The organism is Chromatiales bacterium, from assembly GCA_020445605.1.
Classification (GTDB): Bacteria; Pseudomonadota; Gammaproteobacteria; order JAGRGH01; family JAGRGH01; genus JAGRGH01.
In genome coordinates this window covers 1-26,346 of the sequence record JAGRGH010000033.1, presented here as the reverse complement: position 1 = coordinate 26,346, position 26,346 = coordinate 1, and the positions used below count along the sequence as shown (strand labels likewise).

Annotated in this window: 34 protein-coding genes; 4 read left to right on the top strand and 30 right to left on the bottom strand. The window is 57.8% G+C overall.

The genetic code is table 11. The features are described 5' to 3' along the window. Positions 1-31 precede the first annotated feature (31 nt). From KDG50_07045 to KDG50_06945, 21 genes are all read right to left on the bottom strand, one after another. Complete coding sequence (locus KDG50_07045; protein MCB1865171.1) at positions 32-532, bottom strand: hypothetical protein; 501 nt, start codon at positions 530-532, stop codon at positions 32-34. Continuing rightward, positions 525-1,115, bottom strand: coding sequence for a hypothetical protein (locus tag KDG50_07040; protein ID MCB1865170.1), 591 nt, complete (start codon positions 1,113-1,115; stop codon positions 525-527). Before KDG50_07040 ends, KDG50_07045 begins: the two co-directional genes overlap by 8 nt. Next, a complete protein-coding gene (locus KDG50_07035; protein MCB1865169.1) occupies positions 1,112-1,471 on the bottom strand; it encodes a hypothetical protein in 360 nt (119 codons plus the stop codon). The genes KDG50_07040 and KDG50_07035 overlap by 4 nt, the downstream gene beginning before the upstream one ends. After that, a complete protein-coding gene (locus KDG50_07030) occupies positions 1,471-1,734 on the bottom strand; it encodes a hypothetical protein (GenBank protein ID MCB1865168.1) in 264 nt (87 codons plus the stop codon). The genes KDG50_07035 and KDG50_07030 overlap by 1 nt, the downstream gene beginning before the upstream one ends. Before the next feature lie 62 nt (positions 1,735-1,796). Continuing rightward, positions 1,797-2,852: a major capsid protein gene (locus tag KDG50_07025; protein ID MCB1865167.1), complete on the bottom strand. Its 1,056-nt coding sequence runs from the start codon at positions 2,850-2,852 to the stop codon at positions 1,797-1,799. Positions 2,853-2,901: 49 nt separating this feature from the next. Continuing rightward, positions 2,902-3,276, bottom strand: coding sequence for a head decoration protein (locus tag KDG50_07020; protein ID MCB1865166.1), 375 nt, complete (start codon positions 3,274-3,276; stop codon positions 2,902-2,904). A 53-nt stretch (positions 3,277-3,329) separates the two neighbouring features. Then, positions 3,330-4,565 carry a S49 family peptidase gene (locus KDG50_07015; protein ID MCB1865165.1) on the bottom strand — a complete coding sequence of 412 codons (1,236 nt, stop codon included), beginning with the start codon at positions 4,563-4,565 and terminating at the stop codon, positions 3,330-3,332. Positions 4,566-4,712: 147 nt separating this feature from the next. Then, positions 4,713-6,332, bottom strand: coding sequence for a phage portal protein (locus KDG50_07010; GenBank protein ID MCB1865164.1), 1,620 nt, complete (start codon positions 6,330-6,332; stop codon positions 4,713-4,715). Next, positions 6,332-6,556 (bottom strand): phage tail protein, encoded by a 225-nt coding sequence (locus tag KDG50_07005; protein ID MCB1865163.1) that lies wholly within the window; start codon positions 6,554-6,556, stop codon positions 6,332-6,334. The genes KDG50_07010 and KDG50_07005 overlap by 1 nt, the downstream gene beginning before the upstream one ends. A gap of 21 nt (positions 6,557-6,577) precedes the next feature. Further along, positions 6,578-8,653, bottom strand: coding sequence for a phage terminase large subunit family protein (locus KDG50_07000; GenBank protein ID MCB1865162.1), 2,076 nt, complete (start codon positions 8,651-8,653; stop codon positions 6,578-6,580). Further along, a complete protein-coding gene (locus KDG50_06995) occupies positions 8,634-9,197 on the bottom strand; it encodes a hypothetical protein (GenBank protein ID MCB1865161.1) in 564 nt (187 codons plus the stop codon). Before KDG50_06995 ends, KDG50_07000 begins: the two co-directional genes overlap by 20 nt. Continuing rightward, on the bottom strand, positions 9,187-9,399 hold the full coding sequence (locus KDG50_06990) for a hypothetical protein (protein ID MCB1865160.1): 213 nt from the start codon (positions 9,397-9,399) through the stop codon (positions 9,187-9,189). The genes KDG50_06995 and KDG50_06990 overlap by 11 nt, the downstream gene beginning before the upstream one ends. Before the next feature lie 79 nt (positions 9,400-9,478). Further along, positions 9,479-10,162 carry a helix-turn-helix transcriptional regulator gene (locus KDG50_06985; protein MCB1865159.1) on the bottom strand — a complete coding sequence of 228 codons (684 nt, stop codon included), beginning with the start codon at positions 10,160-10,162 and terminating at the stop codon, positions 9,479-9,481. Between the two features lie 113 nt (positions 10,163-10,275). Beyond that, complete coding sequence (locus KDG50_06980) at positions 10,276-11,904, bottom strand: hypothetical protein (GenBank protein ID MCB1865158.1); 1,629 nt, start codon at positions 11,902-11,904, stop codon at positions 10,276-10,278. Beyond that, on the bottom strand, positions 11,888-12,154 hold the full coding sequence (locus KDG50_06975) for a VRR-NUC domain-containing protein (protein MCB1865157.1): 267 nt from the start codon (positions 12,152-12,154) through the stop codon (positions 11,888-11,890). The genes KDG50_06980 and KDG50_06975 overlap by 17 nt, the downstream gene beginning before the upstream one ends. 4 nt (positions 12,155-12,158) lie before the next feature. Next, positions 12,159-12,962, bottom strand: a complete 804-nt coding sequence (locus tag KDG50_06970) for a site-specific DNA-methyltransferase (protein MCB1865156.1) — start codon at positions 12,960-12,962, stop codon at positions 12,159-12,161. Then, a complete protein-coding gene (locus KDG50_06965) occupies positions 12,959-14,989 on the bottom strand; it encodes a hypothetical protein (protein MCB1865155.1) in 2,031 nt (676 codons plus the stop codon). Before KDG50_06965 ends, KDG50_06970 begins: the two co-directional genes overlap by 4 nt. Positions 14,990-15,059: 70 nt before the next feature. Then, entirely contained in the window at positions 15,060-15,716 is a 657-nt protein-coding gene (locus KDG50_06960; GenBank protein MCB1865154.1) for a DUF2815 family protein, read from the bottom strand. Next, positions 15,717-17,033, bottom strand: coding sequence for a DUF2800 domain-containing protein (locus KDG50_06955; GenBank protein ID MCB1865153.1), 1,317 nt, complete (start codon positions 17,031-17,033; stop codon positions 15,717-15,719). Positions 17,034-17,148: 115 nt separating this feature from the next. Continuing rightward, on the bottom strand, positions 17,149-17,493 hold the full coding sequence (locus KDG50_06950; protein ID MCB1865152.1) for a hypothetical protein: 345 nt from the start codon (positions 17,491-17,493) through the stop codon (positions 17,149-17,151). Positions 17,494-17,541: 48 nt separating this feature from the next. Next, the gene (locus tag KDG50_06945) at positions 17,542-18,012 is read right to left on the bottom strand and encodes a hypothetical protein (protein MCB1865151.1); all 471 of its coding nucleotides are present in this window, start codon (positions 18,010-18,012) and stop codon (positions 17,542-17,544) included. Positions 18,013-18,117: 105 nt separating this feature from the next. Between KDG50_06945 and KDG50_06940 the strand changes: the two genes are divergently transcribed. The 4 genes from KDG50_06940 to KDG50_06925 all read left to right on the top strand — a co-directional run bounded on the left by KDG50_06940 (position 18,118) and on the right by KDG50_06925 (position 22,474). Next, positions 18,118-18,414 (top strand): hypothetical protein, encoded by a 297-nt coding sequence (locus KDG50_06940; protein ID MCB1865150.1) that lies wholly within the window; start codon positions 18,118-18,120, stop codon positions 18,412-18,414. 95 nt (positions 18,415-18,509) lie between these two features. Further along, positions 18,510-20,939, top strand: a complete 2,430-nt coding sequence (locus tag KDG50_06935) for a PriCT-2 domain-containing protein (GenBank protein ID MCB1865149.1) — start codon at positions 18,510-18,512, stop codon at positions 20,937-20,939. A 760-nt stretch (positions 20,940-21,699) separates the two neighbouring features. Then, entirely contained in the window at positions 21,700-22,050 is a 351-nt protein-coding gene (locus tag KDG50_06930; protein ID MCB1865148.1) for a hypothetical protein, read from the top strand. 31 nt (positions 22,051-22,081) lie between these two features. After that, positions 22,082-22,474 (top strand): hypothetical protein, encoded by a 393-nt coding sequence (locus KDG50_06925; protein MCB1865147.1) that lies wholly within the window; start codon positions 22,082-22,084, stop codon positions 22,472-22,474. 581 nt (positions 22,475-23,055) lie between these two features. Here the strand turns inward: KDG50_06925 and KDG50_06920 are convergent. From KDG50_06920 to KDG50_06880, 9 genes are all read right to left on the bottom strand, one after another. Further along, a complete protein-coding gene (locus KDG50_06920; GenBank protein MCB1865146.1) occupies positions 23,056-23,250 on the bottom strand; it encodes a hypothetical protein in 195 nt (64 codons plus the stop codon). A gap of 12 nt (positions 23,251-23,262) precedes the next feature. Then, on the bottom strand, positions 23,263-23,874 hold the full coding sequence (locus tag KDG50_06915) for a hypothetical protein (protein MCB1865145.1): 612 nt from the start codon (positions 23,872-23,874) through the stop codon (positions 23,263-23,265). Continuing rightward, positions 23,871-24,254: a hypothetical protein gene (locus KDG50_06910; protein ID MCB1865144.1), complete on the bottom strand. Its 384-nt coding sequence runs from the start codon at positions 24,252-24,254 to the stop codon at positions 23,871-23,873. Before KDG50_06910 ends, KDG50_06915 begins: the two co-directional genes overlap by 4 nt. Positions 24,255-24,256: 2 nt before the next feature. Further along, complete coding sequence (locus tag KDG50_06905; GenBank protein MCB1865143.1) at positions 24,257-24,505, bottom strand: hypothetical protein; 249 nt, start codon at positions 24,503-24,505, stop codon at positions 24,257-24,259. A gap of 19 nt (positions 24,506-24,524) precedes the next feature. Next, the gene (locus KDG50_06900) at positions 24,525-24,842 is read right to left on the bottom strand and encodes a hypothetical protein (protein MCB1865142.1); all 318 of its coding nucleotides are present in this window, start codon (positions 24,840-24,842) and stop codon (positions 24,525-24,527) included. Beyond that, positions 24,839-25,279 carry a hypothetical protein gene (locus KDG50_06895; GenBank protein ID MCB1865141.1) on the bottom strand — a complete coding sequence of 147 codons (441 nt, stop codon included), beginning with the start codon at positions 25,277-25,279 and terminating at the stop codon, positions 24,839-24,841. Before KDG50_06895 ends, KDG50_06900 begins: the two co-directional genes overlap by 4 nt. Before the next feature lie 3 nt (positions 25,280-25,282). Further along, positions 25,283-25,480 carry a hypothetical protein gene (locus KDG50_06890; GenBank protein MCB1865140.1) on the bottom strand — a complete coding sequence of 66 codons (198 nt, stop codon included), beginning with the start codon at positions 25,478-25,480 and terminating at the stop codon, positions 25,283-25,285. A 249-nt stretch (positions 25,481-25,729) separates the two neighbouring features. Then, a complete protein-coding gene (locus tag KDG50_06885) occupies positions 25,730-25,882 on the bottom strand; it encodes a hypothetical protein (protein ID MCB1865139.1) in 153 nt (50 codons plus the stop codon). Positions 25,883-25,946: 64 nt separating this feature from the next. Beyond that, positions 25,947-26,346, bottom strand: a 400-nt coding sequence (locus KDG50_06880) for a DUF932 domain-containing protein (GenBank protein ID MCB1865138.1), incomplete at its 5' end; no start/stop codon positions are given.

The following is a 26,346-nucleotide window of genomic DNA, read 5'->3' as shown; positions in this document are numbered from 1 at the left end:
TTGCGGTGGATTTCGCCCGCAAACGATACGCCTAGCCGTAGGTGACGGCAAGACCCACGTAGACGGGCAGGTAGAAAAACGCTCTGACCGAGAGCCCGTCAGTCGGCGGCCGAACGACGCCGGGTCCGAATCGAAAACTCGTGATCCGGTTGCCCAACAAAAACTCACTTTGATACTTCGGCTCGCCCGTGGCGTCGACAACTGCCGTAATCCGGGCAAGGCACGTTTCAACGTCGTCCATCAGCCCGTAAGCCGGGTCGGTCGGGTTCTCGATATCGTCGGGCACCCAGCCTTGAACGAAGAGCGGCCAGGACTCGGCCCGCGCCCCTTCCGGCTCGCCCGCAAACTGGCCGATGTCGGGTCGCGGATTCTCCAGGATTGAAATCATGACGTCGGGGTCGCTTTCACCCCAGCGATTGCGACCGCGGAAGACGAGGCCCGCCAGGTCGTGCGTATAGCCATCGGCAACGGCGATCGTTTCAAGTTGGGCCGTCAGAGCCTTGAGGACTGCCAGTCGGTAGGAATCAGCCACGGGAAAGCCTCGCGAACTGTCGCAGGAATTGGTTTGTCACCATCCGCCCGAGATCGTCGGTGCGATCGTCGGCGACACCGCGGAACACCTGATCGACGGAAGGGCCGTACAGCAAATACAGGTTGTCCGCGAGCCGCTGGGCGCCCTGCGAATTCGCGAGCTTTTCGCCTTTCTTGAGGCGCACAGCTAGTCCGGTATTGCCGCCCTTGAGTTTGACTAGAAAACCCTTCGAAAGTAGCACTCGTTTTCCGCGCTTGACGGTCAAACGAACCCCACGTCCTCGGGTGTTCTCGGGATTCTGACCGGCGGCGAACCGAGCGAGGGACGTCGGGCGGTCCCGACCGGAGATCACAGCTTGCAGGTTCGAAGGGGACGCTTTTCGTTTGACGCGCAGGCGCCCGTCTTCAAGGTAGCGCGGGGGAAAGTCGATTTGCTCGCGCATGTCGCGACGAATCAGCGTCATGCCGTCACGCTCGGCAACCTGATTGATTGCCAGGGACGCGGCTCTTTCCGCGATCTCGGGAAGCTCTTCGAAATAGCGCGCGAGATCCGTTCCGCCGAGCAAGACAACGCCGACCGTCATGGTAGCGTCACCTGCCAAATTTCTTCGATCGGACCTGTGTCGGCCTCTTGCACATTCAGGATCAATTGAACACCATCGAATCCGGTTCCGGTCATCTGGATGACCCCACCCCGGCGGGGAGTGATGTTCAATTCATCGAGCTGCGGCACGTTGAGGATGACCCGATTGATGTTCTCCACCACTTCGGACCATCCGGCTTCCGTCAGGTCGCCGAATCGATCGATTTTCGTATGAAACCGAACGGTGATCTCGACGGGTTCGAGAACAACGCTGTCGGAGTAGACAGCAGAAACCGCCAGGACGTCGTGGACGGCCTGGCGAACTTCTGACTTCAAAGCGGCGAAATCGAAAGCCATTACAGCTCGTCGTTGCCTTTCTTGCCGCCGGCCGCCGACTTTGCGGGTTCCTTCGTCGGCGCCTTACCGACCGCAGCTTCCTTGGCGTCGGCGGCCTGGTCGCCGTCCGTTTCGGCGATCGGCTTGCGCAGACACTCGGGCGACGCCTCGGTCAGCTCTTCGATCTCGTCGGCAGTGAAATTGAAAACCTTGCCGATCTGCGGACGAACACGCTTGCCTTCGCGGAAGAGCACGACGGATTGCAGGGGGACCATTTTGGGCATGTTGAAAGTTCCTTTGTAAATTGAATTGGCGACCCCCGGTCAAGGGGGCCGCCTCGTTGCCATCAGGCGACGCGGATACGGAAGCTGGCGTTCGGCTCGGCCGGGACCATCAGCGGCGCCGACTGACTCATCAGCCATTCGACGCTGGGGTCGTCCGAAAACCAGTTCTTCGTGAACGTCTCCAGCGGCAGGTATCCGGCCTGTGCGTCCTGGATCGCGCCGAAGCAGCGAACGCCGTCGATCGGGCCGACACCCACGACGTCGTTCGTGTGCATCATGGCTTGCTCGGCGTCCGAGTCGTCGTCGTACGTGGCGCTGTAGACCCAGCACTCGATGGCGCCCTGCCCGTTACGACCGGCCAGCGTGCCCACGTACTCGGCGCCTTCGAAGCCTTCGAGAATGCGCGAAACGTCGGTTGTGCTGCCGCGGAAGTTGGTATCCAGCAGATTGCCGTTCGCCGGGTTGTTCAGCTCCAGGCGAGTCGCCAGCAGATCCCACGCGCCGGCACCGAAGACCACGCGCCGCACCGTGACACCGGCCAGCTTGTTCACGTTGCGACGGGAGTCCAGCAGGTCGCCGAGCGGGTCGCCCGTGGCCTGGTCCCACTTCGCACCGCCCGCGAGGACGACGGTCAGCGAAGCGTCACGCTGAAAGTCGACGACCTGGGTCGGATAGTCCTCGCCGGCCACCGTGACCGATCCCATGATGACAGCCTGCGCGGCCATCCATTCGAGCCGGTTCTGGATGCGCTGCTTCTGCTCTTTCAGCTCTTCAGCGATGACGGCCAGGCGCCGCTCGCCGGCACTCATCTGCCGGTAGATGAACTCGCCCGGCTGGCGCGAGAACACCTTGGCCGGGTCGACGACCGACTTCGGCTTGACGTAGGCCGGCGAAAACCGCTTCATCGAAGAGCCTTGCGTTTTGATGATACGGCCTTGCGCAGTCGGCGCCACGAAGGGGGCCAGCTTCTTGTAACGGCGATCGACCGTCTCGAAATCGATGTACGGGGTATCGAAGTTGATCGTACGGCCGAAGAACGCCAGCCAGAAGATCGGAAGGGTGATCTGCTGACGCTGCACTTCCTGCAACGTCGCGAGATCGAAGGGGCTGAATGCCATGATTGCGGACTCCTATTCAAAAGTGAGTTTGGTTCGCGCGTCGAGTCGCTTACTTGACTGCGCTGATCTTGATCGTGTCGGTTTGCGCGAACGCCGCGCGACGAAGCGCCAGGGTGTTCAAGGCAGCGTCCCACACCAGGGCCTCGTGGTTGAAGTCGCCGCCCGTGTAGTAGGCGGCCCACGAGCCGGGTTGAGCGACGGTGTTCAGCGCTTCGGTCAGGATGCCGACCGCGACTTCGGAACCGTTCACGGCGTCCGCGTCATGGGCGACGATGAGATCGTTCACCAGGGCGATAACGGTGCCCGCCGCGAGGTTCACGTTCGCGCCGCCGGCCGCCCGGTTCGTGGTGATCGGCGCCGAACCCGCGAACAACGGGGTGACGGGGCTCAGGTCTTGCGACTCGCTCGATGCAAGGATGCTCATTTTTCAGTTCTCCGATGATGGATGTTCGATTGAAACTCGATGCCGGTCGCCGTTCAGTTCAACGGCTTGCCGTGCGCCGCGGCCTGGGCGCGCATGATCTGCTGCGCGGGCGTCATCTTCTCGCCACTGTCGCCAGCGGCGCCGATCTCGGGATGCTTGTCGCGATCCATCGCGGCCTTGAAGGGGTTCGCCTCGGCGGCGGGTGCCGGGTCGGCGGCGGGGGCGGGCGTGGCAGCGGCAAGAACAGCCTTCGCCTCGTCGACGCTCATGTCGGTTTTGAACGCCAGGTGATTGGCGAGCTGGCTCTTGCCTTCGGCTTCGGCGCAGCCGACGATCCCCGAAATCCGGGCACGTTCGGTGTTGCGGGCTTCGGTCGCGGCCTGTTGGGTATTGGCAGCTCCCGGCTGATTCGCTTCGGTGGTCATGGTAGGTTCCTTGCTGGCTTTTTGACGTGTCGAGCCGGAAAGCTCGCTCAGAAATGCCGACGCCGCCTCACGAGGCGACGCGATGGCATCGATAAGGCCGAGATTCACGGCTTCCTCGGCCCGGTAGCATCGCGCCTCGGTATCGAAGACCTTCTTGAAATCAAGCGAACGGCCCTCCGATACCAGGGTGCAGAATTCCTTGCGCGCGACGTCGCAACCTTCCTGGATGTTCGCGCGCACATCGTCGGGCAGGGATTCGTACGGATTGCCGTCGACCTTGTGATCGCCCGAGTGGATGAAAGTAACTTTGATGCCCCAATCGTCCAGGAGCTTGCTCATGTCGACGTGCATCGTGACGACGCCGATCGAGCCGGCCCCGCCGCTGGGGATCGACACGACACGATCGAGACTCGATGCGATGGCATAGCACGCCGAATAGCAGTTCGAATCGATCACCCCGAGCATCGGTTTCTGCCCGCGGGACGACATGATGTCGTAAGCGGTTTCGAGGCATCCGGCGTACTCGCCGCCGTAGGAGCTGAGATCGAAGATGATCCCGTCCACGTCGTCGTCACCCATCGCGAGGTCTTTCTGCGAACGGATGAAGTTGTAGCCGGTAACGAAGCCGTAGCTACCCGAGAACCGATTGATGAGTGTCCCCGACACGGGAATGATCGCAACGCCATTGGCGAAGGCGAACGGCTTGGACCGATTGTCGGGACCAAACCCGTACGCGGCGCACAGCTCGGAACGCCTGGCGAAAAGTGCTTCCGTCGCCTCTTCGTTCGACATTGCAGACATGCGCCGCAAATCCGCCATCAAGGCGCCGTAATGCGGGGCTACTGCAACCTGTCGCAGATTCATGCGCTCGATGGCTTGTCGAGCCACGAACTCGCGCGTCGCACTGCGGTTTTCAATCGGAGAGGTATCCACTTTTTCGTTTGCGCTCCACTTTGCGTTGAATTCAATGCGGCACTATACCCGATAGAAAGCAAAAAGTAACTTTCGACATCAGGTCGTTTCCACATCCTCGCTTTCTTCGTCTTCCTTCATGGTTTTCTGCGCCGAGTTCGAACCCGACTTCCTGGCGTCCATGTCGAACTCAAGGCCGAGACTGTCGATCATTCGTTGCTCGCGCGCACGTTGCTTGAACACCCGCCGATAGTCCTCACCCAGCGACGCGCATTCCTTCTCGTACGTCGACAAGCCACCTTTGATCCGCATCAAGGCCGATTGCGTCTCTTTCAGCTCATCCACCTGGCCCCGGCTCGATCCGATCCAGGTGCACGAGCACAGCGCTTCGCGCATGACCGGATCATAGAAGATGTCGCGCTTCTTGCCCGGAGGTAGCGGGATATTGCCCGCGTTGATTTCTTCTTCAAGCCAAAGCGTGAAAATCATGGTCGCGAGCTTGTCGGCGCCGTTCTTCTTGCGCCCCTGCATGTGCCGCCAGGTCTGGAGCGCAGAGGCCCGAATCGACGAATAGCTACCGCGACTGTAATCGCGCGAAAGTTCTTCGTACGACACCCCGAGCGCTGCCGCGGTGTAGCGCAACAGGCTTTCCTCGAATCCGCTACCGACCCCGCCGGGCGTGCCCATTGGTTTCAAATTCAGCTTGGTTCCGGGGAACAGGTGGGGCAGCTTCACCCCGTCAATCGCGATGTTGTTCGCGCTGCCGACGTAATCGGAAAGCGCACCCATGTACGACGATAGCGTTTCGGCAAAGCCAGTTTGCCCGGCGCCGAGCGACCCGAACACCACTTCTCGGGGCAGCTCGGATTCGATCGCTGCCGCGTAGGTCGCGTTGACGACGGCGTTCTGCAAGACAACTTCCTGAAACTTGCGCGTCATGCGCATTTGCTTCAAGGCTGCAACCATGTCGGCGATGCCGCGGGTCTGGTCGGGTTGCAACGGATCGTAGATATGCAGCACTTGCCGACGACCCCACGGCTTGCGGGCTTCCACGTAGCGCCACGTCCACGACAGGTGATCGTACGTCTCGGTCGCATGTCCGTTCCGAAACCAGTACCCCACCGGGGCACCGTGATAGTTCGAAGCGACACCGCGACGGAGGAACCGAGTGTCCGACTGCCCATCTGGGTTGCATAGCCGGCTCGGCGAAGTGAGCTGGATTGCGGTCCGAAACGGCCGATCCTGCTCGCGAATCCACTCGACCGCCCCCAGGATCTCCCCGGTATACAGGAAGCCACCGACAGCCAGACGGATGAGGCCGGTCAACGTCCGCTTTCGCCCGGCGTCGAACCAACATTCCTCACTGTCGGCCAGCAGGTTGAATCGAGACTCGACAACCCGCTGATACTCTTCGGCCCAAGCCTCGTCACCACCCAACAGGTCGTAATCCGGCTGCACGTTCAAACGAAATTGGGAACCTACGATCGAATCTCGATGGACGAAGACGGCGCCTGCGGTGTAACCGTCATTCTGCACCGTGTCACGAGAACGGAAATCGGCATCGTCCTTGACCGGGTTGATTTGCTGGTCGGCAGACACGACAGAAGGGGACCAGCGGGCCAGCTCGCGATTACTGCGATCCGCACCCTCCAGGCCGCCCCCTAGCGCCACCTTCTGTAGCGGCTTCTGATCCGCTCCGAGAATCGTCACGTCAGCCATCAGAAAATGAACCTCGCCGGGCCGATGTTCTGCGGGACAACACCGATCGAGCCCGACAACTGCTGTTCGAGACTCTTGATCCAGTTGTAGAGGCCGACCTGATTCGCTGCGGTGAATTCAACCCGCTCGCCGTTCTGGTCCACCACGACGCGCGCCGAACGGCCCGTCTTGAGAGCGTGGTAAGCGGCTTTCGCCTCGTCCAATTGCTGTTGAATCGTTGCCATTTGGTTGAAACTCCGGCGAAATTATGCTAGGGCTTTTGCGAATTTGGCGAAATCGTAAGCCGATTCGGCCCCGGTTGTAAAGCGGCGCTCTGCGTCAGCCGTACGGACCAAATCATTTTTGTCCCATTCCTCGGCCCACCCCGGCGGGTTGTTCCAATCCAAATGCTCGACCCGCAACAGCTCGGAAACGCACATCCCGATACAGTAATAGCTCAAATCCCAGGATTCGTTCGGATTGCCTGGAACCTTCTTCCATCCCTTTTCCCCGCGAACCTCCGCGCAAAGTTCGTTGTAAACCGCATCCGGCATCCAATTTGGGATTCGGAACATTCCAGATCCGGGCACCAGACAATCGAGGCGCCCGTTTAAGTCGTCTTTCAGCACATTCGAATTCAGCATCAGCACGGGGATATCGCCCCTAGCCCCTGCCTTCTGGTCCTTGCGATCGCTATCCGGATAGGAGATACGAGCCCTCGGATGACCCGGAGTATGCTCACCTTTGACCAGGGTGAACCGGCGATGCAGGTTGTCCTTACGCAGTCGACGATAGAAGTTGTACGCCATCATGGTCACGCCGGCCTTACCGCCCGAGTCGCAACCGACAAGGCGCAAGCGCATCATTCGACCTGTGTCATCATCGAGCGGGTATTCCTTGAGGATGACATGCTCAATCAACTCGTCCCAATCCTCCAGGTAAGCGTGAGGTTTGACCCATAGCCGTTCCCCGTCCTCGTCCTCGCGCTTCGACTTTTTCACTTCAAATCTGTCAATCAGCACGGTATCGAACGGCGTGCCTGGCAAGATGCCGAATACCTGCACCACCCAACGGTTACGCTGAACGTCGATCGTCGCTACCAGGAAGCGGACACCCACGGGAATATGCCGTTCCCGGAGATTTTCAGCCCGACCCTTGAGCGCTTCCGGAACTCGAACATCGCTATTCGCGCGACGATAGTAGGGTTCCCCGAGATCGTTGTTATAGAACTTCTTCAATGACTCTTCATTGCCGGTGCGCTCGAAATCATCAAGAGCGTCCAGGTAGAGCGCAAGTAGCTTTCGCCACGAGACGAACGCAGCGGCCACCCCGCGAAGCCAGAAGGATGCGATCATCGTCCTCGGCGAAGGCCCCACGATTCGGCCGCTACGGTCGACCGACTGACCATCCTTGACCCAGCGACCCCACGCCTGCATTTCCTCGCGATCTTCGGGGCGCATTTCGGCGCCACAATGGGGACACACCATACGCACGGAATCAGCCGCTTCGAGGTTCGTCATGCCCGGATGCCGGTCGTAACGGAGGTCTTCGAATTTCCCTTCAAAATATCGATCGCACGAGAGACAGGGCCATTGCCAGCGGCGGCGGTCCCCGCGGTTGTAGAGCGCCATGATCCCGCCGGCCGGCGGCGCCTCGTGCGGGCTCGATGGAATCCAGTTCTTGCCGTCGTCCTTGACTGATCGACTCGGGCTAGATTCAGCCACTGTCATGGCGTAACTGCCGAAGGTCGTCGTCCGCTTGGCGGCCAGGTCGTAGGGCTCACCATCGCCGCCGATGTCGTCGTCCATCCGGTCGCGGTCCGTGAGGATCACCCGGCCGACCGGCTTACCTGCAAGTTCGGTCGTTGTCGGCCACGATAAGGACAAGATCATCCCGTTTCGGTAGCGCTTGTCGAACACGTTGTCGGCGTCAGACTTCGGCAACAACATCGCGCCGACGTCCTTCGAATGAAGGTGCAAACGGTCGATCCGTCGAATCGAAAAGTCGCGCGCTGCGGCCTGTGTCGGACAGACAAGCATCGTGTCCATCGGATCAACAACGACGGAATACAGGACCGGATTAATAAGTAATCCGTCCGTCTTCCCGCACTGCGCAGGGCCACAGAAAATCAACCCCTGGTATTCAAGCGAGCCGAAGACGTTCATCGGCTCGACCATGTACGGGGCGACCGTGTTGTCCCACTGCCCGACGAATGCGCCAGGCTGATTCACATAGCGGTATTTCTCTGCCGCCCCTGCTACGCTCAATCTCTCGGGGGGCTTCAGGAATGCGGAAAGGTCGGCAATGATTTCCCCGACAGACTCATAGTTCTTCGTCGTCATGGTCCGCATTACCACTTTCTTTCGGGGCAAATTTTTTCTTGATCGCCTCGGTTAGATCACTCAGCGTGCCGTCAAGCAGGCCGCGAATGATTGTCCGTTGGCGAGGCGTCAAATCGGTTTGACGCTCAACCGCATCGCTCGCGAGACGGATTTGCATCCGCATCAGTTTGAACAGCTCGCCGACTTCCTCAACCACCTTCGCAGTCGGCCAAAGGTCGCCTTCGAGTAACAGGTATTCTTGCTTCGCCCGCTGCCCGCTCCAAAATTCCTTTGTGAGCATCTTCGGCAAGTCGGCATGGTTCATCCGCTTGATGTACGCCTCAATGTCATAGTGAGGCCGTACCAAGTAAGGGGCAACTTCGTGAACCATCCATGTTGACGCGTGACCGCGCTTTCCGCTAGGCGCAACGCCGTGCAATTTCTCCACCAGGACCCGGTGATCCATCCGGAACAACACGCCAAGTTGAGAAAGGTTCGCACCCTCAAACAAAAGAGCTTTGCTCGCATCATCCAGGCCGGCGGACCTTTTTATGCTAGAGGTCATCGACATATTCCAGAATCAATGAACGCAACTCCCCCTTGGCGAGCAACAACAAGGCCCGCATGTGATGTTCGTGATACAGGGGGAGATCGCGTCGACCGGAACGGTATTGCGCGTACGTCGAATAGGCGACACCCATCAGCCGGCAAGCTGACGTCGGTTTCAAACCAATTTGGTCTTCGAATTCGAGGACTGTGTTATTCACGATCTGCGCACCGCACCATTATGCAATGCACAGTATCATCAAATTCAACTTTTCGGCAAGTCCTCCACCTTTCGGCTTTTCAATCCGAAAAGTCGGTGAAAGATACGATCCTTGGAATCAACTCCCCGTCGACCGTGTAGCGCTTGGAATCTCGTTTGATACGAAGGGCGAAATTGCCCTCTTTCAATTCCTTTTTCGCCTCGACCAGATCGGACGGAAGATCGAGAAAATGGAACTTCCCGTCCGCGATCTGGACAACAAGTACGTTTCGCAATTCGCGGAATTCCTTGGCGACAGTGGCTTCGTATACATCCGGCGCGATCTCTCGGGCCAGGGTGACGCGCATGGGGTAGGAAACCCCCTTCACCATTGCGACGAAATCAACATAGTCGCGTCGTGGGTCTTTCTCCGACAGCGTGCCACAATGACCGCCGGCCAGTGCGATCAACCCCCACACCAGGTGCACGGCCCCCTCCAAGCCCTTGGCATGGATCTGGCGCTCCCGGCGATCCAGCTCGGGCTTGATGCCGTAGTGCAGCCAGGTGTGATCCACGCCCAGCAGCGATGCCAACTTCTGCATTAGCAACGGGCGCGGCATCGACTTCGCGTTAAACCATTTGCTCACCGCTTCGGGGGCTACCTGAAGGCGTTCACATATGTACTGTTGACGCCCTTGATCCTTGGGTGGGATTGTCTGACTCTCATCGCACGCCAGTACCAGGCGAGCTACGAACTCCCTTCGAAACTCTTCAGTTGACGACATGGTGTTCCTCGTGTTCAACAATTCAACCTCACGGATTGTGAGGGTTCAACCGATTGTGGAACATAAAGGCCAACCTTGCAACTAGGGAAATCAACTATCGAACGAGAGAATTATTACAAGTCCGTAAAATCCGCCACTGACCCCTTCTTCAGCTCCGCTCGGTACTTCCGGACTCGACGCTTTAAGGACTCCAGGAAAGCATCTTGAAAATTCTCTTTGTCCTGCAATGCCGCGTACACTTCCTCGTCCCGCGTCCCTGACGCCATCAGCATGTGTACTGTGACAACTGACTTTTGACCCTGGCGCGCAAGCCGACCGATCAATTGCAGGTACAGTTCGAGACTACAAGGCAGATCGAAGTAAACGACCGTATGCCCACCATGTTGCAGGTTCAGGCCGTGCCCGGCCGATTGCGGGTGCACGAACAGCAAGGGGATCTTGCGCGCGTTCCAATCCTTAACGCACTTTCCCTCGCGGTCCATGAGAACGGCTTTCGGGAACGCCTTTTTCAATCGGTCCAAAGTAGATTTGAACCAATATGCGATCAAGATCGGCTCACCCTGCGATTCCTCTACGATCTCGCGAAGCACGTCCAGCTTGGCATCGTGAATATGGTGAACCCGCTTCCTACGAACGAATTCTCCGTCTTCCTGCTCTTCCAAGTAGCTTTCGTACAACGTGCCCGAAGCCATCTGAAGCAACTTTTGCGAAAGCTCGGCCGCTGTTTCCGCTTCGATCTCGGTCCCGTCAGGCAGGGTAATCACAAAGTCCTTTTCCAGCTTGCGGTATAGGTCCATCTGTGACTTGGAAAGACAAATCTTCCGCTCGACGAAGATTGGTTTCTTGACATCAAGGTATTCCTCGGCACGGAGGACCATACAGATATCTTTGATCTTCTCCGTGATCTCGTCTTTCGCGCCTGGGCGCAACTTCCGCCGCCGGTTGTACCTGTTCTCGACAAAGTACCTTTCCCGGAATTTCGTGATCCCCTTGCCGAACCTTTCCCCGCCATCGAGCAAAAATATCTGCGCGAAAAGGTGTTCGTACGTCTCGGCCGCGGGCGTCGCCGTCAGAATGTGCAAACGCTGAATCAATCCCGGCGTATTGCGCACCTTGGCCAGTGCCTTGAAGCGCGACGACGTGTGATCCTTAAAACTCGAACTCTCGTCGATAATCACGCCCCGATACGGCCATTTCGGTCCGTGGAAATTTACGAGCCATTCGACCCAATCGCGAGAAATGATGTTGATCGAGCTGCGCCGCCTTGCCGCCTCGGCCCGGATGCGGTTCTTCTCGGCCGTTTCCGCCTTCTGCCCTTGATGGGTCACGAACTGCTGCCACTCGCGCGGAGTCAATCCCAGCTCGGCCGCATCCCGGCGGGCCTTGTTTCGGGCTCGATCACGAACCGCATCGACTCGCGGATCATCGTCGAAGACGTGAATCAGGTTGTAGCCGTACGGTGCCACATGCTCCCAAGACTCGATCTCATTGGGCCAGGTTTCCGTGGCCACGCGCAGCGGCCCGACGATCAAGAACTGCTCCATAGCAAACCGGCCGAGCAAGTCGGCAATCACCGTCAGACTCGATATCGTCTTTCCGAGCCCCATATCAATGAAAAGGCCCGAGTACGGGTTCTCATAGAGAAACGGTATCGCGAGTTCGCCCTGGTAACGGTGCAACCTGTCCCGACTCAAAGTGACTTTGGACAGTAGGCCCGCGATGCGCTCATCGAAGGACTGCATAACCTTCCTCAATCGAATCGACGACGTAGACTTCAGCCCCGTGCATTCTCATTTCACGGTGGCGCTTCTGCTGCTGGGGACTCGCCGTCTCACCTGGCGCCTTCAGCTCGATAAAGACGTGACGCCCCTTTCGAATGAAAATCCGATCCGGCACGCCTCGAAACGACGGAGAAGTGAATTTGCACTGCCACCATCCGTGCACTTCCGCGTATTGCGTGATTGCAGCTTCAATATCCGATTCTCTTGTCACAGTCCTACTCTCCAATGTGGCGCGCAAGCCCTTCGATTGCGACTCGCAAACTGACTTGGACCATTCGGGTTGCGTGCGGGACGCGCCCCTTGGCCTTTCGGTATTCTTCGAGATCGTTTTCCATTCCGATGTACGAACGCCCCGTCTCATGGCATGCGATCCCGCTGCTCGAACTGCCCATCGTGTTGTCAAGGACAACATCCCCCGGCTTGCTGTAGGTCAGCACAACCCACTTGCACAGGGAAACCGGCTTTTGCGCGGAATGGATCTGCTGTTGCGCCGAAAAGTCCCGCGAGAAATTCAAAATCGACTTTGGGTAGCGGGTGCCTTCGTTCTTGAACTCGGTGCGAGGCTTCAGCCCATACCCGTGATCGTTCTTTCTGCCGACATACCCGTCAGGGTTTTTGCTCTTTCTCGCGTACGGCTCGCCTTCTTCCATCTGCGGGTTGTAGACCGTCGTGCCAGGTGCAAAGACAAGCAAGTCCTCGTGCACGCGCATCGGTCTGTATTTAGCCAGGCCCGGCGACCCGCACTTGTTCTTATTCCAAACCAGGTGATCCTTGAACCAGGACGGATTCGACATGACCAGGTGGGCGGTAAACGGCATCGCCCCGAACAGGACCACGCAACCACCTGGCGCGAGAATTCGCTTGTACTGGCGCCACAACTCCGAAAGCAAAATCGGCGAATCCCATTTGCAGTTTGTCGTACCGTAGGGAAGGTCGCAGAAAATGAGATTGACGCTTGCGTCGGGCAATACGCCCATCAGGTCCAGGCAGTCGCCAAAGTAAATTTCGGCCCGTGTCAAAGTGAATCCTCCCGGCGGCAATGAGGGCACAACCTGTGCCCATCGGGGATTTTGGCCCGTTCAACCCAAGCGTCGCGGATCGATTCGCGCGATTTGCCGCAGATCGCGACACCACTCGGAAGCTCGACAATGTGGAAATTTTTTTGATCGGGTAAGCGTGCGAACATTCGGCCGGTTCGTCCGACTAGCTCGGGGTCGCTATACGAGGCGCCGACGTCCTGCAAGATCGCGTACCCCTCTCGGATGTACCAGGACAGGTCCAAGTCTTCCGGCAAGTCACTTTGCAGTTCCATCATGGGACGAGCCCCGAGCGTTCGAGGCACGGTATTGCCGTTGCTCCGATAATGGATCGCCGTAACGTCGTCCTCTGCGTAGTAGTAGCGAATCGCCTTTCCGATGTACTCGCCGTTCTTCTCCGCACCGCCGGCCACCTTGCGCACGGTCAAGAACTGCCGCACGTCGTCGCACTCACGAACCGTCGTCTCGATCGGCACACCATCGCGAAGGAAGTTGACTGCCGAACTGATCGCCACTTCGGCGGTCGGGTTCTTCTTCAATCCAGATGCCCCCTTCTGCCCCCGTCCAGGGGGCGCGAAAGCACCTTTCAATTTCACCTTCTTGCCGTCGTCGTAGATTGCAATGTAGTTGTTGACGTCTCGCGAATGCACGGACTTGTATCGCACTTCCTCAGTCATGAACCCCGTATCGCATTCCCAATCGAAAATGTAGGTGTTGAAATCGTCGATACGATCTCGGCAAACTCGAATCACAATCCCATCGGTGTTCGCCGAAACGACATCGAAGCCAGCCAGGTGCAGCCTTTCGATCAACATCAGTATCACGAGCTGCCCGGTCAAAGTGACTTGCAGCATCAGGTCTGGAGAACAGAGGATCGAGTAGGGCGACCCCAACTTTCCATATGTTCCGTTCAAAACGATCTTCAGCGTTTCGGCAATGGTCGCAAGGGAATTCCGCTTTGCATCCACTCGGCGGTCGAAGAGCTTTTCGTAGACCTGAAGAAATACTTCCCCAAGGTGTTTAGGGAAAAGGCGCAAAAGCAAAATGATTTTCGGGTAGAAGCTGGTCACGTCACGATCAATCAAAACGAACTGATCGTCGGAACGGTGCGTTACTTTCTCTTCGCTCGAATGAAGCCCGCCGATGCCGATCCGGTAGACGCTATTTCCAATCGAAACAGTCAGGCCCTTTAGCCGCTCGGGCATCTTGACCACGCCGTCGTATCCAACGGCAAATCGAGCCGTGACGAGCTTGCTGTAAACGTCCTTTAGCTCGGGGGTTTCGAACGTGATCCAGTTCGGTGGGCGATAGTGGAACACCCCCGTCACATTGGCGGGCCTTCGCACGGTGTTGCCCGTGATACGCTCGATCTCGACCTTAATAACGGCTTCAGCGACTTGTGCATCTGACTTGCTGCGCACGTCGACGCCGTACTCATCACTCATCACCGACCGCAAAGTGACTTGTTCACGCAGTTCGAAATACAGGTCGGCAGTGACATCAAGGTCGTTGATATGGTAATCGTCCAGGGCTCTAGTCTCGTCTTCCGAAAGTGAGCGATCCGGATCTAGCGGCAAATCCTGCATCCGGCGCGAGTGCATCCGGCCGGCGTACAGCTTCAGTGACGGGTGTTGCGGGCTTCCGGGGGAAACCTCCATCAAGTCGACATGATCGAAATACTTGGGAAGCCTGACACCGTATTTGTCCCGGAACTCCCAAGGCTTCATCCCACCCATGATGATGTCGTCGTTCGCTTGCTTGAGCTGCGAATTCGTAGCCCCGCTCATGGCGAGGGCAATCATGGGGCAGTCGTAACCGTTGCCGTTGAACGTGACGATTCGGAAATTTCGAATGATGCGAGCAACACCTACCCGGTCAAGTTCGTTTGATCGGGTGCGCCGGAAGAGCTTCACCCGGTTCGTCTCAAGGCACTTGAACGCGATCGACCAGTAGTTCGGGTAGCACTCGGTATCGCAGACTGCAATCGGTCGGGTTTCCGAATAGCGCATAAAATGAAAACGCCCCTACAGCTTTCCACTGCTCGGGGCGCACTCCATCAAAAGTTGATTTGGAGGCCGATCAAAGGCCGTCGTCGTCGTCGAAACCGCCGCTGTCGTACCCGTCGTCGCCGCTGGCCAGATCGTCCCAGCACTCGCTATCGTCGATCCGTCCTTGGCCGAACGGCTTGTCGTCGCGCAGGAACATCACGGAGTTCAAGCCGGCAACGATCCGCTTCGGGTAGATCTTCGCCGAGTTCTTCCGCTTGCCGTTGAAATACCACGGGCGGATGAGGATCGAACCCCAGCAACCGCCGTAGAACAGGTCGTCGATCTTGGCGATGTCGTCGATCACGACCCCCTTACGGTCACGGCAGCGCGGGCGCACCTTCATGTCCGAAGCCGACACGAGGAAATGCCCATGCATTTCCTCGGCTTCCTTGTCGTCGCCGTTCGACAAGAACCATTGGGCCTGCGGGATCTTGACTTCGTTGGTGGCGCACAACTTCTGAATGACTTCCTTGCAGATGTCTTTCGCCGCGACGTGCGTCGCCTTGGGCAGCATGCCTTGCACGCGCCAGGACAATTTTTTGTCCCCGTCGTCGCTCTCGTCCTCGCTCGGCGTTCCGAGGAACGGATAGGACAGGCGGACGTTATCCAAGCGGATCACACGGCCACCCGAGCTGTCCGTATACAGCACCGCATTTTCGACCTTCTTTACCACTGTCAGATTCGACATTTACATATCCTCGATTTCACGGGTTTCACAGTTTTCTACCAGATCGTCAAACACCCCGTCCGATAGATCCACCAGCGCCGGTCGCGGATCTGCGGCCGGCGCCAATGTCGGTTTGCCCTTCGGCTTGTAGACCAAGCCGTCGAGCAATTCCGGCAGTTGCCGCGTCCGGTATCCGCTCTTTCGAAGCAATTTTTCCGCTTCGGCAGGGCTCACGACGGATTCGACAAACACCTTTGATTTGGGACAGCCGTACTCGACCAGTTTTGAGCCGGCATCGTTCGGAAAACGGAAAGCCCGGTTCGAGCGACCTTCGACAATCTTCCAAAGGGTAGCTTTTTCGCCGCGCGACAGGCGACGGAATAGTTCGAGCTGCATCGCCTTGAACCACGCGTCCACGGTCGGGCGCCATGCGTAAATCTGCTCCATGTGCACCGTGGACAACGTCATGAGATCGGCAACCTTGGGGATCACCGTCAAATCAAGATGGTCCTTGAATTCCTCGACGTCGCTCGGCGTGATGTCCCGCTCCACCAGGTCGTCGAAGACCCCTTCCAGCATGTCGGAAAGCGACTTTGCGTACGCCCCGCAAGTGGTCTTGACCTTGCACCAGCGGCATTGCTTCGGGCCTGGCGTACGAGGGGCGTTGATCTCCCATGCGGCATGCATCCGCGGCTTGGCCCATTTCGCGAACTCAAGCAATTGGGCTCGGGAAATAATCCAAACATCGAAATGATCGAGCCGTGGCTGGCCGATCCGAATTTCGATCTCTTCAAAGTGATATTTCGCGTCGTATTGCCAGAACGCCCCGAGTGCGTACAAGAGGGCTTGAGTATTCTCCCTGGCAAAGACCATGTACCCCTTGCCGAATTTCCAGTCCGCGACCACCATCCGGCCGGGCCGACACGCAATGAAGTCTGCGGTCCCCGTTTGATTCGGGATCGGCGTCAGTCTGGAAATGTCGACACGGATCTCGATGAAATGGTCGCCGGGCAGGAACTCGACCCAGTCGACGCACTGCTGGGCGTAATCCAGCATGACTTCATCGATTTCAATCAAGAAGCCCCAATCGCCGGCCTCGACCCACTCGACCTGACCTACCAGATGGACGGGTCGCTTACCACTCGTGAGCCAGGTTTCCGTGACCATGTGACCCACCGTGCCGTATGCCGCGTCTTCGCCGGCATCGTCAGGCGCCAATAGGTTCGGGATCAACGATCCAGCGCAATGGAGGTACATCGACGACGAGGACGGCCCGTAGGCCGAATGGCCGTTCCGACCTTTCGCCAATGCCGTCAAATTGACTTTGTGTTCGCTCATCGCTTATCGGAAAAAGGACGCCAGGGGGTGCAAAGGGAGGGAGGGGGTGCACCCCCGGCGTCAACTCAAGACCAGACCTTCGCGACTGGCCAAGAGGGAGACTCGGTACTGGCGGTTACAGGCCGCCCTCGCCCTCGCCGTCGCCGTCGTCGGCGACCTTGGCTTTCGCGGCCTCGTAGAGCGCGTCGAACTTGTCCTCGGTGACTTCGGCCAGCTTCTCAAAGCCGACCGACTTGATGAGTTCCTTCGCGGCCGGGGTGCCCAGCTTTTCCTTGACCTCGTTCACCGCCGCCTGCATTTCGGCCTTGCTGTGCTTCGGCTTGGACGCCGACGAGCTGGCAGCACCACCCTTGCGACCGCCGCCGGTCGAACCGGACGGAGCGGCACCGCCGCCGGCCTTGTACGCTGCGGCCAGGTTGTTGATCGCTTCCGCGAGTGCTTCGATTTTCTGTTCGAGCATGTCGAATTCCTTGCTGTTGAAATGAATGGTGCAACGACTGCGAGCCGATTAGCGCGCAGGATCTCCGTCGTCTCGTTCAAACGAGGCGATGAATCTGGATAAATCGGGCTTGGGGAACAACTGACTTTGCCGAACGGCAGAGATTTGATGCGACGCAAACTCGGTGATCGCACCGCCGATGTTCTGGCAATTCGAGAACGCACAACAGAGGGAGTACCATGCACCCCCGAGATCCGCAGCAAGGATATCGGCCAGGGTGGACCGCATGATGTCGCCACGGTGTTTCCCGGCTCTGAATTCCGCCGCTTCGAACCGGAGGATGCTCGCCAGGTTCATGAAGTGGGCTCTTCGCCCAGGCTCCACGCAACCGCCGGCAATGGCGACGAATTTCGATGCAAAAGATTCGAGCTGGTTTGCCGTGAATTGCATGGTCTGGTGAACGTCTCTCGTCTCTATCTTGTAACCGCCAAATCGCATGTAGCGTTCGACGTCTTCAGGTAAGTTGCCCAATGTTGGCATGTGCCGCCCCCGAATTCAACTTCGGCGCCATGATTCCACTGTCGGTTGATTCTGTCAATACATTTGTGTAATCTGGCACCCGCCCCATTACCAGGAGTCAAACCAATGAAGTTCCCCCCGTGGGTCGACGACCCGAAAGAAGGCGACGAGAAACGCGCGAAAGCCCGGCTGACGTACATAATGAATCGAACCGCTGTCGAGATCCTGCCGGCGCCATCAATTCGTGCGCTGTCGAGAACATGCGGACTCGATCATTCCACGCTGTTCTGGAATCTGCGAAGAGGGCGACTGAGCGAGGCAGTCGCACAGAAGATTGTCGACGCCTGCGGCACGAGCGCAGACGGGAAAGTGCGTTTTACGATTGAAGACCTGCTGAACCCCCTGGCGATCAAATCCAAATGACGAAAAAAGGCGATCAACGCCTGGAGAATAACGGGGGGCCGCTAGTCAAGTACGGAGCGAGACTGCTTTCCAACGGATACAGAATCGTCCCGATCTTGATCGGCAGCAAATCACCGGGCTTCTCAGGGTGGCAGAACTCCAAAGCAACATCCGACCAGTTGCGGGAATGGATCGAAAACGGGCACAAATGGTCGGGGGTCGGCATCTTGACCAGGGATCACCCGGCGATCGACATTGACGTGCTCGACGAAGATGCGGCCAAAAAGATCGAGAATTGGTGCACCGAGAACATCGGGTTCACCCCCGTTCGAATCGGTCGCGCCCCGAAACGCCTATTGCCCTTTCGCTGTGACGAGCCCATGCGTAAACGCGCCTCGTCCAAGTATGAAGACGAATGGGGCCAGACGAACCGCATCGAAGTGCTCGGGGACGGCCAGCAGTACGTGGCGTTCCACACCCACCCCGAGACGGGGAAGCCGTACCGATGGGTCGGCGGCGAGTCGTTACTGGACGTGCCCGCGCACGAGCTGCCCACGCTGACCCCGGACCTGGTCGACGACCTGATCGAGTTCTTCGAAGGACTGGCCAGTAGCGAGGGGTGGGAGCTGGTAGCCAACGGGCACGGCAAGGCCGCGGCGATCGATCCCGACAACCCCTTCGTCGAAGACAGTCGGCCGATCGACATCCAAGACGCCGACCTACGACGGCACTTGATGGTGATCCCCTGTAATCAAGAGTACGACTATTGGGTACGGGTGGGGATGGCGCTCTATCACCAGTACAACGGGGACGAACTCGGCTTCGAGCTTTGGAACGAATGGAGCGAGACAGCCGAGAATTATGAGCGCGAAGCCTTGGACAAGCGCTGGGAGAAGTTCCGCATCGACGGCAAGCAGCGTGCCCCAATCACCGCTCGCTACATCCTGCGCCTCGCCCAAGAGGCGGCCGAGGAAGCCGAAACCAAGCTGTCGATGGAGCTGAATCACGCCTTCCTCGTTGCCAAGAACATGAGCGAGTGGGAGCGGGCCAAGAAGCAGGCACGCACGGCTGAAATCAACATCCTCGCCCGCTCGGGCCTGGCCAATACGGCGAAAGCCGCTTGGGAGCGGATCACCGGGAAGAAAGTCCCCCTCGTCGATGTCAAGAAGGCTCTTTCCTACGTCCCCAAGATCGGCGAGCTGGCCCCCGAGTGGTGTCGCCCGTGGGTCTACAACGTCGGATTGGACCGCTTTTTCAATCTGGAAACGAAGCTGTCGGCCACGCAGCAGGGCTTTAACGCCATGCACGACCGGCACGCCCTGACGAAGAGCGACATCCTGAACAACCGGGCCATGCCGTCGCAGAACGCATCGAGCCTTGCTTTGAATCTATACCGCATCGAGAACATTGACGGTCAGCGCTACGAGCCGGGTCGCGACCGGATCTTCTCCACTGTCGAGGGACGCTACGCGAACACCTACCCTGAACACGAAATCCCGAAAATCCCGAAGGACCACCTACCCGCCCACTCCGTCGCCGTCCGCATTATAGAAACTCACTTTGCCCACCTACTGCCAGACCCTACGGAACGGCTGATGTTGATCGACTGGCTGGCCTACATCGTCCAGAACCCCGGCGAACGCCCGAACTACGCGATCCTTCTCCAAGGCACGCCGGGTGATGGTAAGACGTTCCTTGCCGAAATGATGCGGGCGACCATGGGGCCGTCGAACGTGTCCATGCTCAACGCCCACATTCTCCAAAGTGAGTTTACCGATTGGGCCGAAGGGCAGTGCCTAGCCGCGGTCGAAGAAGTGCGCTTGATCGCTGACCGCAACAAGTACGAGACGCTGAACCGCATCAAGCCGTTCATTACGAACTCGGTGATCGAGGTACACCCCAAGGGCCAAGCGGTGCGCAACGTGCGCAACACTACGGCCTACATCCTGTTCACCAATTACAAGGACGCGATCCCGATCGACGACCACGACCGGCGATACCTGGTCTTGTTCAGCCAGTGGCAGAGCCGGCAGGCGATCGACAGGTTCACGCGGGAGAACCCAAACTACTTTTCGACCCTGTATAGCCAGATCGAGGAATACCCCGGCGCTATTCGTCGCTGGTTCCTCGAACACGAGTTCTCCCCCAAATTCAACCCGAAAGGGACCGCCCCGATTACGGGGGCCAGGGGGCAGATGATCCGAAACGCCATGCCCGAGTGCATCCAGTGGATCGAAGACGCAATCGCCGAAAACCGCATCGCGGAAATCAGCTCGCAACTGCTCGATATCACCTTCACAGTCGACTATATGGCGGCAGTCGGGATCGAAGTTCCGCCACCGAAAACGCTATCCATGCACCTTCAGCGATACGGGTTCGAGCTGGTCGGCAGGTTCCAAATCAACAACGAAAGGGAACATCGAATGTGGACCCGCGAGCCTGACGTATTCAACGAAAGGGACGATTACGGCAACCCGATTCCGAACAAAACGATCGTCCGAAAGCTGCTCGAACAACGCAGATCGGAAATCGACGATGACTTGTAGTCGGGCTCGGACCCGAGAACCACCAGGCGGCCAAGGGGTCGCCTTTTTTACGTTTACGCGACCCGATCGCGGCCGGCGGGAGTTCGAAAGTGCGAAAAACGACGATCGGAAAAAAAATTTCTTGCACGAGTGTGTCAACTGCTCAAACCGCGAAAAAAATTTTCCGAAGCCCGAAAAAAATCGAATCACCGGATAATCGTGAAAAACGGGGCGACGGACCGTCAGAATTTCGAAAATTCGAAGCCGCCCCTAACCCGTATCCGGCGATTATCCAGCGAGTTTTGGTCGGAAGACTGCAATTTTCCTACTATTTTGGCCATTTCTGCACATTTTCGAAAAAATTTTCACGAGCAAACCAGGTAAGTCGCCGGATAATCGCTGAATCGCTGGATAACCCCCTGTTTTGACTCCGCGCCCCCAGGGAAAAAAAATAAAAAAAAGACAGCGTACACAAAGGCAAATATGCCCTTTTTCCGGCGATCCAGCGATTATCCGGCGACTTTTCGGAAACAGTGCATTTTTTGAGGTTTTTTGATTTTCCGGCCATCCGGGTCTATCGTCGATCCGCCGACCACCGTCCGACCCCGGTCCGACCTCGGCGAAAAAGCCCACCTGGCCGACCCCCGCAAATTTGACCTTTTTTGGAGGACACACCCCCCCTGCAAGTACCCTGGTAGCACCTTCCACCTGAAGTGGACGATTCACTTCATTTTTCTGGTATCGTTCACGACGCACGACCCATGTTTACACCGGAGGAGTCATGACCCCGAAGCAAGCCGAGTACCTGAACACCGTCCCACCCTCTGCAAAGGGGATTCTCGAACGCGCTTTCGCGAAATCCAGCTCGCGGACGAACGCCCTGAAAGGAAAATGTCTGCAATGCACAAACTACGATCGCCAGGAAGTTCGCGATTGCACCGTCGAACTCTGCCCCCTTCACGCCTACCGACCGTTTCAACCGAAGAGCCCGGCAGGCGCGGCGAAGACCACTTCGGGCGCGGCGAAGACCCAGGGCGCGGCGGCAGCTCCCGCGGATTGGGATGAGGACTTGGACGGCCCCTGGACACCCGAGAGCGAGGACAACGAGGACGAGAGCGATGATGACCTCTAAATCGAACACGTGCACCCGGTGTGGGGTACGGATGACCCCATTCGCGTCAATCTACGAACAGCGGGGCGGTGAATGCCTGCTGTGCCAGTCTAGGCAAGAGGGCTGCAACCCCATCGAAGCGGCCGAAGCCGTCAGCCGGCTTTATGAAGCCCTCCAGCAATACGGGGAAGGCGTCGACGTGTGTTGCTGCGGAGCCCCGATGGAGGGGCACCCCGACCCGCTGGATTCTGGACATACCCCAGTCAGCATGGCGGACTACCACCAACATTGCGCCAGCCAGGAGATTGATCGATTGAAGGGGATCATCGGCGAAGTGCATTCGTGGATTGTCTGCGCCCCAATCTCAACGGCACACGACATGATGGGCAATGCGACCCGGATCATCGAAATCACGAGCCCCACATATAAAGGACACGCCGAGTAAGGATCGGTGCCCATGACCTGAATCCAAAAAAAATTTGGCGTAACCGGCCCCCGGCAGATCCGCACACTCGTGCTTTTCTGTACGGGGGTTTCCTTTTGCACGGAAAAACGGGGTCCAAGTAAATTTCTTCAGTAGGTGCCTCTATGCATTTCATAACCTCTTCGAAATCGGGGCTCGGCGCACCCCCGCCCCGGAAAGCAAGTCCAGAAAGTACCTTTTGACCTATCTACGCAATGCACAGCAGCACGGGCCAGCTCGGGGCACAGCGGGCCAGCTCGGGGCACGATGCAATGCACAGCACGATGCAATGCACAGCTCGGCGCATCCGAGTGCAGCGGGTTTCAATCCAAGGACGGAAGGACGGGCCAGCCATGCACCCCAGCTCGGGGCGGGCCAGCTCAAGACATGCCGCTAGAACGCAATACGCGCCCCGTGGCCAGCCGATCGCATGGGCCAAGGTGGGGAGATAGCCAAGCGGGGTTCACGGGGCGCCAGCGGGGCGGAAAGCAAAAGGCCCGCATTGCGCGGGCCAATGGCTGAAACGGGTTGAATCTAAACCTTCGGTTTAGTGACAGGCGGATTCAATCCCGCACAGCTCGGCGGATTCTTTCCGCTTGCATCGGGTCGGGTAGCGTGAAAACCCCAACGACAAACAGCCCGCCCCAGCAGAGTAGACCGCTGATTAAATCGCCTTCGATCACTTTGGCCAGCAGTGCCAGAAAGGCACACACAAAGGCGAACCCCGCGCCGATCAATCTGAGAATGTCTATCAACATGGTGTGCACGCCTCAATCATGGGTGGAAGTAAGGTCGACGAAATAATCGCGGGCCAGCGAATACGATCCAAATTCAACACGGGGCACATGAATTGAATCGTTGACCGCATGGCCGAATGATTCCAATCCGACACCATGCCCCATTGCTTGCATTGCGCAATAGTGGCCGAATGCTTCCGGCGTCAATTCTCTATCGGCGCCATCGGTCGGCAATCCACATGCACGGGCGAAAAGGTCGACGACGTCCAGGCTCCCGCCATTGCGTGCCTCCATGTCAAACCAAAGCGTACGCGCGGCGCAATGGCACGACGCGTCGACGGTACGGGGCATTATTTCCATAATGTCTTTGCCTACCAGCTCGGCGCTATGCCCGGTTTCCTCCGCTTGCTCGGCCCATGCACTGGCGAAGAACGCGCGACGCATGCCGCGGGTTATCGCCCCGCCAATGATGCGCCGACAATTGCCGCAAAGTGATTTTGACGGCGCGGCACGATGGCCCGTGAAAGCGTATTGCTTTGCGCCGCAGATTGGAAGGCTCACGCCGTCGACGTCGTGCATCGCATGATCTAGCGCGGTTTCATCGTGCCAGCGGTTGACGCTGCTGGCGAAAGTTAGTTTGCTCATGCGTCGACTTCCTTCCTCAGTGCCGTATTAAAACAATCGGCGATGTAGTCCTTAATTGCGTTTCTGTCGCGCCCCGTAATGCGCAGATTGAAACCAAAGACAAGCGAAGGCGTGACGATAACGCTATGTTCCGTCCACCCGTCGTAATAGCCACCGTCGTTCATGTGATGAAAGGACGTTTTGAATACCAGTCTTTCGGGCGTGGACTTGTTGTCCAATTGAGTGCCAGCGTCGAAACCAGATCCGCTGGGCGAATGGTCGCGGATCAATTCGGCGATAACGGCACCGTGTTTTGCATGCCATTCCGAATTGCCGCGTTCAAGACAATTTGCTTGTGCAGCGATCCGCGACGCAATGGCCCGGTAAAGTTTCTTTTTCATTTTCAATTCCCCGAAATTTCGAAAGTGTAGACGTAGCAAGAGCAAGCCTTTGCATAGTTGATTGCATCATGGCGCCAGCAGAATTGCGATTGCTCGGATACGTCGACGCAATGGTGGGGCGCGTCGAATTGCGCCAGCCATTCGAGAATGCCTTTCAGCTCGGAATCATCCATTCCGGAATGATCGCCGTTGACCAGATAGGACGACCAGAAATAGGGCAACGTGTAGGTTTTGATTTGAACGGTGGGCATTATGTGCGCTCCAGAAAAGTTACTTTTGGACTTCAGCCCATGCGTGAAAAGAATGCTCGATGTCGTCGTGCACCGTGTCGCAAGTAAATTGCTCGCCGTTCCATCGGCCCGGAAGAGCGACGAAGAAGCCAGCACCCCGCTCAAGGTATTCAACTACGTTTTTGAATTCACGCCGATAGGCGGCCAGCAGTAGCAGTGTGACGGACGGCGGATTGTCGTAAAGCGCCATGATTTTGCCTTCGATCGTTTCCATTTGGCCATGCGCGCCCCGAGGACGGTGGACGTGCACTCGCGCTCCAATAGATAGGTGCACGCCATTGCGGTCGACGAAATTCATGATGCGGTCCTTTGCTCGGGTTGAATCGGCGTGAAAGGCTTCGAACAATCCGACCATACGAACCCGCGCGGGAGTTTGCCCAGCTCGGCGCCCCGCCCCGCTTCGTGCCATTCGGCAGTCTTGCGCAAGGTTGAATCGCGGTAAGTTGAATACAACGTGCCGTCCACGTCTTGATAGACAAATTCGACCATTCGCCAAATCTCTTTCATTTTGGCGTGCACGTATCCGTTGGCGAACCCTGCCAGCCATTGCGAATGCTTGCGTCGACCATTCGGGGCGCGCATGGCCAGCGGGGCGTAAACACGGGTTTGCAAATGCTCAAGAATTTCCGAATGCGACCAATGGCACAAGCGGGCCATTGTGAACAGCTCATCAATTCGGCTTTCGACGTCGCCACTATGGGCACTGCTACTGAAAACGTGATTCGATCCAGTCATGATTCAATCCCCCGCGCCGTTATCGAGTTTTCCCGCACATGCCAGCGAATGAAAAACGCAGTATCCGTATTGCTCGGCGGCAATCGCATAATCCAAATTGGCGTGGACTTCCGCGCCATAGGTGGCGCGGAATTTTCCCCGCGCCGATTGCTCCAGTTTGACGGGAAAATCCCCGTCGACGAATTCGTGGACCGTTTTCATGGCAATCCCCTGTTAAATCGAATTGCGGCGCAAGAGACGCGCGAGAATGTACAAGCGGAAAACCCCATGCGCCGCGGCATAGGCTCTTGCCGTACGTGGACCGCAAGAATGCTCAAGGTCGACGGCACGCAGTGCATGCTTTGCTTTCAAACAGAGATTGGACGCCATGATTGCCCCTATGATCTGAATCGGCAGGATTGCCGCACATGCCCATTCAATCGAATGGGTATGAGCTGGAACCCTAGAAAGTTACTTTGCGCGGGCCTTCGCCTTTTCCGCTTGAGCCTTGCCAGCGGGTTCCATGAGGCGGGCCAGAAGGACGTCGACGCCATCCTTGGCAAACTTGGTTTTGTGATCGCCGAGTTTCACGGGGCGGGCCAGCAGGGTTTTAAATTCACTCATGAGTGCACCTATCAATTGAATGTGGATTGTCGGCCCGCACGATGGCGGGCCATTCCTTGAAAAGTTACTTGGCCAGCAGCGAGCGGAGCAAATCAGAACCCGTGCATTCGCGCGTATGCTCGGCGAGGACGGAGAACGCCTTGTCTTTGAGCTGGGCATTCGGTCCCATCAACATCGAATTGATTCGTGCATCGGCACTGCGGCCATAATGATGGTCCGTGTACTCCGTGACAGCGTTCAACAGGCCGTAAGCGGTTTGTCCCGCCATATCGGCGCCCCGTGCATCGCCAGCGTATAGACGCAGAATCTCTTGCTCGGGTTTGCTGATTTTCGGGGCGCCATCGTCGCCTTTGTCGCGGTTTTGAATCGAAGGCTTTCCGAGAATCCGCGCAAGCAATTCTTGGCTATCTTCCGACTCCAGCTCGACACGGGCCATTGCCTGCAACACGGTCAATTGCTCGGCG

What these genes read in the sequence shown, in the direction of transcription:
- KDG50_07040 (MCB1865170.1), bottom strand. Translation starts at nt 1,115, where the DNA reads ATGACGGTCGGCGTTGTCTTGCTCGGCGGAACGGATCTCGCGCGCTAT.
- KDG50_07035 (MCB1865169.1), bottom strand. Translation starts at nt 1,471, where the DNA reads ATGGCTTTCGATTTCGCCGCTTTGAAGTCAGAAGTTCGCCAGGCCGTC.
- KDG50_07030 (MCB1865168.1), bottom strand. Translation starts at nt 1,734, where the DNA reads ATGCCCAAAATGGTCCCCCTGCAATCCGTCGTGCTCTTCCGCGAAGGC.
- KDG50_07025 (MCB1865167.1), bottom strand. Translation starts at nt 2,852, where the DNA reads ATGGCATTCAGCCCCTTCGATCTCGCGACGTTGCAGGAAGTGCAGCGT.
- KDG50_07020 (MCB1865166.1), bottom strand. Translation starts at nt 3,276, where the DNA reads ATGAGCATCCTTGCATCGAGCGAGTCGCAAGACCTGAGCCCCGTCACC.
- KDG50_07015 (MCB1865165.1), bottom strand. Translation starts at nt 4,565, where the DNA reads ATGAATCTGCGACAGGTTGCAGTAGCCCCGCATTACGGCGCCTTGATG.
- KDG50_07010 (MCB1865164.1), bottom strand. Translation starts at nt 6,332, where the DNA reads ATGGCTGACGTGACGATTCTCGGAGCGGATCAGAAGCCGCTACAGAAG.
- KDG50_07005 (MCB1865163.1), bottom strand. Translation starts at nt 6,556, where the DNA reads ATGGCAACGATTCAACAGCAATTGGACGAGGCGAAAGCCGCTTACCAC.
- KDG50_07000 (MCB1865162.1), bottom strand. Translation starts at nt 8,653, where the DNA reads ATGACGACGAAGAACTATGAGTCTGTCGGGGAAATCATTGCCGACCTT.
- KDG50_06995 (MCB1865161.1), bottom strand. Translation starts at nt 9,197, where the DNA reads ATGACCTCTAGCATAAAAAGGTCCGCCGGCCTGGATGATGCGAGCAAA.
- KDG50_06985 (MCB1865159.1), bottom strand. Translation starts at nt 10,162, where the DNA reads ATGTCGTCAACTGAAGAGTTTCGAAGGGAGTTCGTAGCTCGCCTGGTA.
- KDG50_06980 (MCB1865158.1), bottom strand. Translation starts at nt 11,904, where the DNA reads ATGCAGTCCTTCGATGAGCGCATCGCGGGCCTACTGTCCAAAGTCACT.
- KDG50_06965 (MCB1865155.1), bottom strand. Translation starts at nt 14,989, where the DNA reads ATGCGCTATTCGGAAACCCGACCGATTGCAGTCTGCGATACCGAGTGC.
- KDG50_06960 (MCB1865154.1), bottom strand. Translation starts at nt 15,716, where the DNA reads ATGTCGAATCTGACAGTGGTAAAGAAGGTCGAAAATGCGGTGCTGTAT.
- KDG50_06955 (MCB1865153.1), bottom strand. Translation starts at nt 17,033, where the DNA reads ATGAGCGAACACAAAGTCAATTTGACGGCATTGGCGAAAGGTCGGAAC.
- KDG50_06950 (MCB1865152.1), bottom strand. Translation starts at nt 17,493, where the DNA reads ATGCTCGAACAGAAAATCGAAGCACTCGCGGAAGCGATCAACAACCTG.
- KDG50_06945 (MCB1865151.1), bottom strand. Translation starts at nt 18,012, where the DNA reads ATGCCAACATTGGGCAACTTACCTGAAGACGTCGAACGCTACATGCGA.
- KDG50_06940 (MCB1865150.1), top strand. Translation starts at nt 18,118, where the DNA reads ATGAAGTTCCCCCCGTGGGTCGACGACCCGAAAGAAGGCGACGAGAAA.
- KDG50_06930 (MCB1865148.1), top strand. Translation starts at nt 21,700, where the DNA reads ATGACCCCGAAGCAAGCCGAGTACCTGAACACCGTCCCACCCTCTGCA.
- KDG50_06925 (MCB1865147.1), top strand. Translation starts at nt 22,082, where the DNA reads ATGACCCCATTCGCGTCAATCTACGAACAGCGGGGCGGTGAATGCCTG.
- KDG50_06920 (MCB1865146.1), bottom strand. Translation starts at nt 23,250, where the DNA reads ATGTTGATAGACATTCTCAGATTGATCGGCGCGGGGTTCGCCTTTGTG.
- KDG50_06915 (MCB1865145.1), bottom strand. Translation starts at nt 23,874, where the DNA reads ATGAGCAAACTAACTTTCGCCAGCAGCGTCAACCGCTGGCACGATGAA.
- KDG50_06910 (MCB1865144.1), bottom strand. Translation starts at nt 24,254, where the DNA reads ATGAAAAAGAAACTTTACCGGGCCATTGCGTCGCGGATCGCTGCACAA.
- KDG50_06905 (MCB1865143.1), bottom strand. Translation starts at nt 24,505, where the DNA reads ATGCCCACCGTTCAAATCAAAACCTACACGTTGCCCTATTTCTGGTCG.
- KDG50_06900 (MCB1865142.1), bottom strand. Translation starts at nt 24,842, where the DNA reads ATGAATTTCGTCGACCGCAATGGCGTGCACCTATCTATTGGAGCGCGA.
- KDG50_06895 (MCB1865141.1), bottom strand. Translation starts at nt 25,279, where the DNA reads ATGACTGGATCGAATCACGTTTTCAGTAGCAGTGCCCATAGTGGCGAC.
- KDG50_06890 (MCB1865140.1), bottom strand. Translation starts at nt 25,480, where the DNA reads ATGAAAACGGTCCACGAATTCGTCGACGGGGATTTTCCCGTCAAACTG.
- KDG50_06885 (MCB1865139.1), bottom strand. Translation starts at nt 25,882, where the DNA reads ATGAGTGAATTTAAAACCCTGCTGGCCCGCCCCGTGAAACTCGGCGAT.